Genomic DNA, 6129 nt, shown 5'->3' with positions numbered 1-6129 from the left:
AGGCTTTGGACAAAGCTTCATTGGCAGAATATCCTTTGGCCATAAAACCCATTTGCAGTTGATGAACCGTTTGTTGTACTTTATAAGAAGACTGGTCAAGATATGAAATCAAATTCACGCGATGTTCCTGATTAAGCCTAGTGAGGTAAGTGGTAATGATGGCAATACCAAAAGAACCTCCCAATTGTCTCATCATTCCCGTAAAGGCCGCACCTTCACCAATATGTTTTCCTTTAAGAGTTGACAATGATAAAGTGGTAATAGGCACAAATAATAATCCTAAACCTACACCTCTAAGGATTAATGGCCAAAACATGTGCTCAACGCCAGTATCTGGTGTCATTACTCCACGCATTAAAAATGTGAAAAGAAAAAACACTAGGAATCCTACTGCAACCATATAGGCTTGAGGTACTCCACGCTGAATCATTTTACCAATAAAAGGCATCATAATACCCGTTGTTATGGAACTTGGGATTAACAATAAACCTGCATCGGTAGCTGTCCATCCTAATAGAGATTGAGTGTATACTGGAATGATAAATGTCGATCCATACAATCCAAATCCCATAATGAAAGACATAATGGTTCCGATTCTAAGATTACTGTCTTTTAATACTTTCAAATTCACAATTGGATGTTTATAGGTAAGTTCTCGCCATATAAACAGCACTAAACCAAAGACAGAAATTACGCTTAAGGCAGTAATCATACTGTCATTGAACCAATCGTCCTGTTGACCATGCTCCAAGACAAATTGCAAGGAACCAATGAAAGTTGCCAAGAGTCCAATTCCCCACCAATCGACTTGGTTTGCTTTTAGTTTGTCTCCATATTTTGGGCTTTTCACATAACCAATGGTTAGTAAAGTAGCGATAATACCTATTGGAATGTTGATGTAAAAAATGAAAGGCCATGAGAAATGGTCAACAATATAACCTCCCAATGGTGGTCCCAATGTTGGTCCAACAATAACTCCCATTCCGTAAATTGCCTGTGCCATTCCTCTTTTGGCTACAGGATAACTTTCGGTAATGATGGTTTGTGCAGTTACTAATAAAGCTCCTCCACCTAGACCCTGTATGAATCGAAAGGCAACGAGTTCCCATATATTTGTTGCATTTCCGCACAAAAAGGAAGCCACTGTAAAAATAACAATGGAGGTTGCAAAGTAATTACGACGACCAAATTGCTGTGACAACCAACTCGTCATAGGGATTACAATTACGTTTGCAATAGCATACGCTGTAATTACCCAGGCGATATCGGTTAGGGTAGCACCAAGACTACCTCTCATGTTATTTAAGGCTACGTTTACAATCGTAGTATCTACAATTTCGAGCAAAGCACACATAATACAGGTTATCGTGATGATGACCCTGTTAATGCCGTATTCTACTAAATCGTCTTCTTGGTTTTGTACCATTTTGAATTTTTAATATGTAATGGTTTAAATTCCTTTAAATAAGTTTTTTTTAAACTTATTATTTCAAATGAACATCTACATCAGCGTTCATACCTGGGCGAAGCAATTTTATTTTTTCAGGATCGTTTGAAGCATTCAAGCTTATTTTTACCGGTCCTCTGTGTATTGTTTTAACAAAATTTCCAGTTGCGTTATCTGGAGGAAGTAATGAAAAACGAGATCCGGTTGCTGGCGAAAATGAAGTAAGTGTTCCTTCAAAATCATAGTCAGGATAAGCATCTACTTTTACAGTTACTTTTTGACCGATAATCATTTTGTTCAATTGTGTTTCTTTAAAATTGGCCACAACCCAAGCTTCATTGTTGTTGATGATATAAAATAAAGATTGTCCTTGTTGAACTAATTGTCCCGGTTGAATGTCAATTTTTGAAACTTGTCCATCAATAGCTGCAGTTACAACTGTGTAAGTCAAGTTCAATTGAGCCACTTCAAGTAATGCTTTTGCTTTTTTGATATTGGCGGCAGCAACTTCTGTTTGTTTATTAGAAACTCTTGATTTAGCTTCAATTACTGATTTTTGAAAAGAACTCGCTTTTTGTTGTTGTTGCAAAATACGCACTTGGCTTTCTGCTTCTTGTTTGGCTGCTAATGCTTGTTCGTATTGTTGTTTTGTAATCGAGTGAGTTTTGTATAAGTTTTCATAACGAACATAATCACTTGTAGCTCTTCCCAATCTAATTTTTGCAGTTTCAATATTTCCTCCTGCCGATTGTACATTGGCATCCGAAACAGCGATACTTGCCATAGCACTTCCAATATCTTCTTTGGCTACTTCAAATCCACCTTCAGCAGCTATAAAAGCAGCATTTGCTTCTTCGATTTTTAATTGATAATCTCTTTTGTCAATGGTAAATAAGGTATCTCCTTTTTTTACATAATCATTGTCTTTAACATAAACTTTGCTGATATATCCCGAAACTCTTGGGATTATTGGGTTCATGTTTTTCTCAATTTGTGCATCATCCGTTTCTTCGTGCCCTTGAGAATGGATGTATTTTGTTATTCCGTAAGTTCCTCCTGCTAGGACTAAAACCAATAGGATTATAATGAATTTGGCGTTTGTTTTTTTCTTTTCCATGATATGGTATGGTTATATTTTTGAAAGGTTGAAGGTTTGTGATAGTTGTCCGGTTGCTGAAAGTAATTCGTAGTATTTTTGAATAACATCTACTTTGGCAATGGTTTCGGCTATTTTTGATTTCAGTTGTTCTACGTCTGCTTCTAATAAATCATTGGTATCCGAAAGTCCGTTTTCGTATTTGTCTTTTACGATTCGGTAGTTTTCAGTGGCTTGTTCAACAGCTTGATTGTAAACTGCACTTTGTTTTATAGCCAAATCATAATTGGTAATCGCTTGTTGTACTTGAACTCTAATGTTATCTTTTAATAATTCCTGAGTGTTTTTTACTTCAAGTGCTTTGCTTTCGGCAATTTTTACTTGAGTGCTATTTTTTAGAATTCCAGTGACATCATACGATACCCCAACACCTATAAACATTGCGTTTTCCAATGTCATAATGTTGTTTAAGTTTAAAGCGGCATATCCACCAGTCAAAGCTACACTAGGGTAGTAATCTCCTTTTGCTATTTTAATGTTGTCTTGGGATGCTTTTTCCTGAAATTGCAATGCTTCTAAGTCTTTACGATTTTGAAATGCAGGTTGTTCGTCTGTAGGAACTGAATTCTTCGGAAAATTAATCAAATCGCTTTCAGTTACTGCTAATCTTGTTTCTGTTGGTAATTTCAACAAAGTAACCAAATAGTAATTGATTATTTTTTCGTTGTTCAAAGCTTCATCAAGTGATAATTGAATTTTGGAAACTTGAAGTTGTGCCTTCAATAAATCATTTCGAGGAATGATTCCATTTTTTTCCAAAGCAATGAAATCAGTAACGCGTTGTTCAGCACTTTTTTGATTTTCCTTTAGTAATTCAATGGTTCTTTGAGCTTTGTACAAATTAGCATAGTAGTCTATGACTCTCATGGCTACATCTTCTTTCGTCTTAGATGCCATTGCATTTTCTGCTTGGAACAAATTGTCTTGAAGCTTTATACCGTTTTGAATTTTCATTCCTGCAAATACAGGTACTTTCAGACTGGCTTGTCCTATGGCAATTCTATCGGGTGCAGGAAATGATCCTGATCCTGCATCAAGTTCTAAGTGTATTGTTGGTTCCGTTAATTGCAGATATTGTCCGGTAATTTTTAAATCGGGATATTGAGTATTTTTTACCGATTGTAATTCTTGTTTTTTCGTCTCTACTTTGGTGCTGGCCAATGAGATCTCATTACTTTTTGTCCAAGCCAATTGTATGGCTTCGTCGAGCTTTAAATTGGTTTTGTCTTGGGCATTGATGGATGAAATTCCAATGAAGAACCCTCCAAAGAGCATTAAATAACTAACTTTCATATGTCAAGAGGGCTTTAATGGTTTGTTGAATGTGCATTGTTAACGTTGTTTTTATATAGGTATTATATTCTTCTTCAGTGTTCAAGTTTAATAGAGTTTGATAAAAAGGTCTATTCAAATGAAAGTGGAAATAGGTGCCGAGAATGGTAGTCGTAAGGAGAGGAACCACGATGTCTTTCCTGAAAACTCCTTTCTCCTGTCCATCTTGAATAATTGTTTCCAATGATTTTAGGTTTCCTTTCTTTAAATCAGTAAATGCTTGTAGGTTAATTACTCTTTGACTTGAGGAAAATTCAAAATGCATAATTTTGTATATGCATCTGTTGCTGTTTATCTTATCAATATAAAGTTCAATAAGCTTGTGTATTTTTTCAAGAGGATTTAAATCTTCCAACATTAAATTGTCCAATTGTAATTTAATTCCGGTGGCTCGGTGTAGAATGATAGATTCTAAAAGTTGTTCTTTCGATCCAAAATAATAGGAAACCATGGCAATGTTGATGCTAGCTTCTTTGGCAATGTCCCGGATTGAAGTGCCATCAAATCCTTTTTCGGCAAATAACCTTTCAGCTACTTGTAAAATCTGAATTTGTTTTTCGTTAAAATCAGTTTTCAAAACTTTGTTTTTATAATTTCGGCACAAAATTAAACAACTGTTTAAATTAAACGATTGTTTAATTTTGTTTTAACTTTTCTTTAACAGCTGATGATGTGACTGTTTATTTTTTAAAGTTAGTGAAATTTCCAAAGTTTTAGAATGATTTTATTTTGAAATAAGATATCGAAGTATTTAATGAAAATAGTAAATAATTGAATTTTAAATAAATAGAAATGATTAGTCAATAGGCTTTTATATATTTGTTTGTTAATTCATTGCTAATAAATATAATGTATGTCCAAACAGAGTAGCTATATTATTAATGGAATTACTTTGTATCGTGTTTTTGCCGCACCTCTATTGTTAATTTTAATTTATGCAAAACATTTAGATGTGTTCAAGTGGCTGCTTGCAGTTAGTTTTTTTACCGACTTAATTGATGGATATCTAGCAAGAAAATACAAAGTCGTAAGTATTCTGGGTTCTCGACTTGATTCTATTGGAGATGATCTTACGGTGTTTGTCGCTGTAATTGGTTTGTTTGTTTTTAAAGCTGATTTTGCCCACAAAGAACTTAGGATTCTAATGATTCTCTTTTCTCTTTTTGTTTTTCAAACAGTGTTTGCAATGGTTCGTTACAAGAAAATTTCAAGCTTCCATACCTATCTAGCCAAATTTGCCGCAATATTACAGGGAACATTTTTTATTTTGATTTTTCTTTTACCTGAACCTTTATATTTTTTATTTTATATAGCTGTTGTTGTAACAGGCATTGAGCTTATCGAAGAAATAATACTGATTGGTTTACTTCCAAAATGGGAAGCAGATGTAAAAGGATTGTTTTGGGTTTTGAAAAGGCAAAAACATAGTTAATAATAATCTATTAAATGCAATTTATTTTAGATTATTTTTTTCCTTTGATAGGAATCCAAATTTCTTCTTCTGAGTTAGGATCGTCTTTTTTATATTTTGCTCCCAATATTTCAAAATGGGGTCTATTGTCTAAATTGTATTTTGAATTTGGAATCCAAGTTCTGAAGATATAATCAAAAATGACGATGTCGTGTCCTTTAAGTTCAAAAACGGCATAAAGCCCGTCCGATAAAGTAAAGGATTCCATCTCGGCGGGTATGTTGTCAAAGTCAGAAACCTCAAGCGTTGCCCATTTTTCGAATACGGCATTGGGAGCAAAAGCTTCAAAATAGGTTGGTTCATACACTTGTACGGCAAAAAGATCAGCACTGATTGGATTTTGAATTTCGGCACGTCTTGGCATAAAAGTTTGCCATAACTCATGTGTTTTGTTATTGGCAAGCGACATTTGCAATCGTTTACCAATTAATTTTTTTTCGGATAAAATTTCAATTCTTGGAGTCATTGCAAATTATTATGAAATGGATTTTTTTAAGCAAACGCTAGTTTCAATATTTTCGTATTGACCGTAATTAGGGATTATTTTGTAACCATTTTTTTGATACAATGCGATGGCTTCGGGATTATTTTTCCCAGTTTCCAAAATGCAGTTGGAGTAATTGAATTCACTTGCCCAAATTTCCAGTTCTTTTAAAACTGCACTGGCTATTCCTTATTCCACGAAAATCAGGATGAACAAACATTCTTTTTATTTCAACAGTA

General features: G+C 34.2%; 7 protein-coding genes. 1 reads left to right on the top strand and 6 read right to left on the bottom strand.

All coding sequences use genetic code 11. The features are described from left to right. The 4 genes from VFS71_RS05610 to VFS71_RS05595 all read right to left on the bottom strand — a co-directional run. Nucleotides 1–1426, bottom strand: a 1426-nt coding sequence (locus VFS71_RS05610; protein WP_326399885.1) for an MDR family MFS transporter, incomplete at its 3' end; no start/stop codon positions are given. A 58-nt stretch (nucleotides 1427–1484) separates the two neighbouring features. Next, nucleotides 1485–2564 carry an HlyD family secretion protein gene (locus VFS71_RS05605; RefSeq protein ID WP_326399884.1) on the bottom strand — a complete coding sequence of 360 codons (1080 nt, stop codon included), beginning with the start codon at nucleotides 2562–2564 and terminating at the stop codon, nucleotides 1485–1487. Between the two features lie 12 nt (nucleotides 2565–2576). After that, nucleotides 2577–3896 (bottom strand): TolC family protein, encoded by a 1320-nt coding sequence (locus VFS71_RS05600; protein ID WP_326399883.1) that lies wholly within the window; start codon nucleotides 3894–3896, stop codon nucleotides 2577–2579. Continuing rightward, the gene (locus VFS71_RS05595) at nucleotides 3886–4512 is read right to left on the bottom strand and encodes a TetR/AcrR family transcriptional regulator (protein WP_326399882.1); all 627 of its coding nucleotides are present in this window, start codon (nucleotides 4510–4512) and stop codon (nucleotides 3886–3888) included. The genes VFS71_RS05600 and VFS71_RS05595 overlap by 11 nt, the downstream gene beginning before the upstream one ends. Nucleotides 4513–4788: 276 nt before the next feature. Here VFS71_RS05595 and VFS71_RS05590 point away from each other — a divergent pair, with 276 nt between their 5' ends. Beyond that, nucleotides 4789–5367 carry a CDP-alcohol phosphatidyltransferase family protein gene (locus VFS71_RS05590; RefSeq protein WP_326399881.1) on the top strand — a complete coding sequence of 193 codons (579 nt, stop codon included), beginning with the start codon at nucleotides 4789–4791 and terminating at the stop codon, nucleotides 5365–5367. A gap of 31 nt (nucleotides 5368–5398) precedes the next feature. Here the strand turns inward: VFS71_RS05590 and VFS71_RS05585 are convergent, their stop codons facing one another. Together VFS71_RS05585 and VFS71_RS05580 are read right to left on the bottom strand one after the other, a co-directional pair. After that, nucleotides 5399–5872: a GyrI-like domain-containing protein gene (locus VFS71_RS05585; RefSeq protein ID WP_326399879.1), complete on the bottom strand. Its 474-nt coding sequence runs from the start codon at nucleotides 5870–5872 to the stop codon at nucleotides 5399–5401. A gap of 9 nt (nucleotides 5873–5881) precedes the next feature. Further along, nucleotides 5882–6046, bottom strand: coding sequence for a hypothetical protein (locus tag VFS71_RS05580; protein ID WP_326399886.1), 165 nt, complete (start codon nucleotides 6044–6046; stop codon nucleotides 5882–5884). Nucleotides 6047–6129 lie beyond the last annotated feature (83 nt).

This window comes from Flavobacterium sp. (genome assembly GCF_035760125.1).
GTDB lineage: Bacteria > Bacteroidota > Bacteroidia > Flavobacteriales > Flavobacteriaceae > Flavobacterium.
This window is presented reverse-complemented; position numbering and strand designations above follow the sequence as displayed.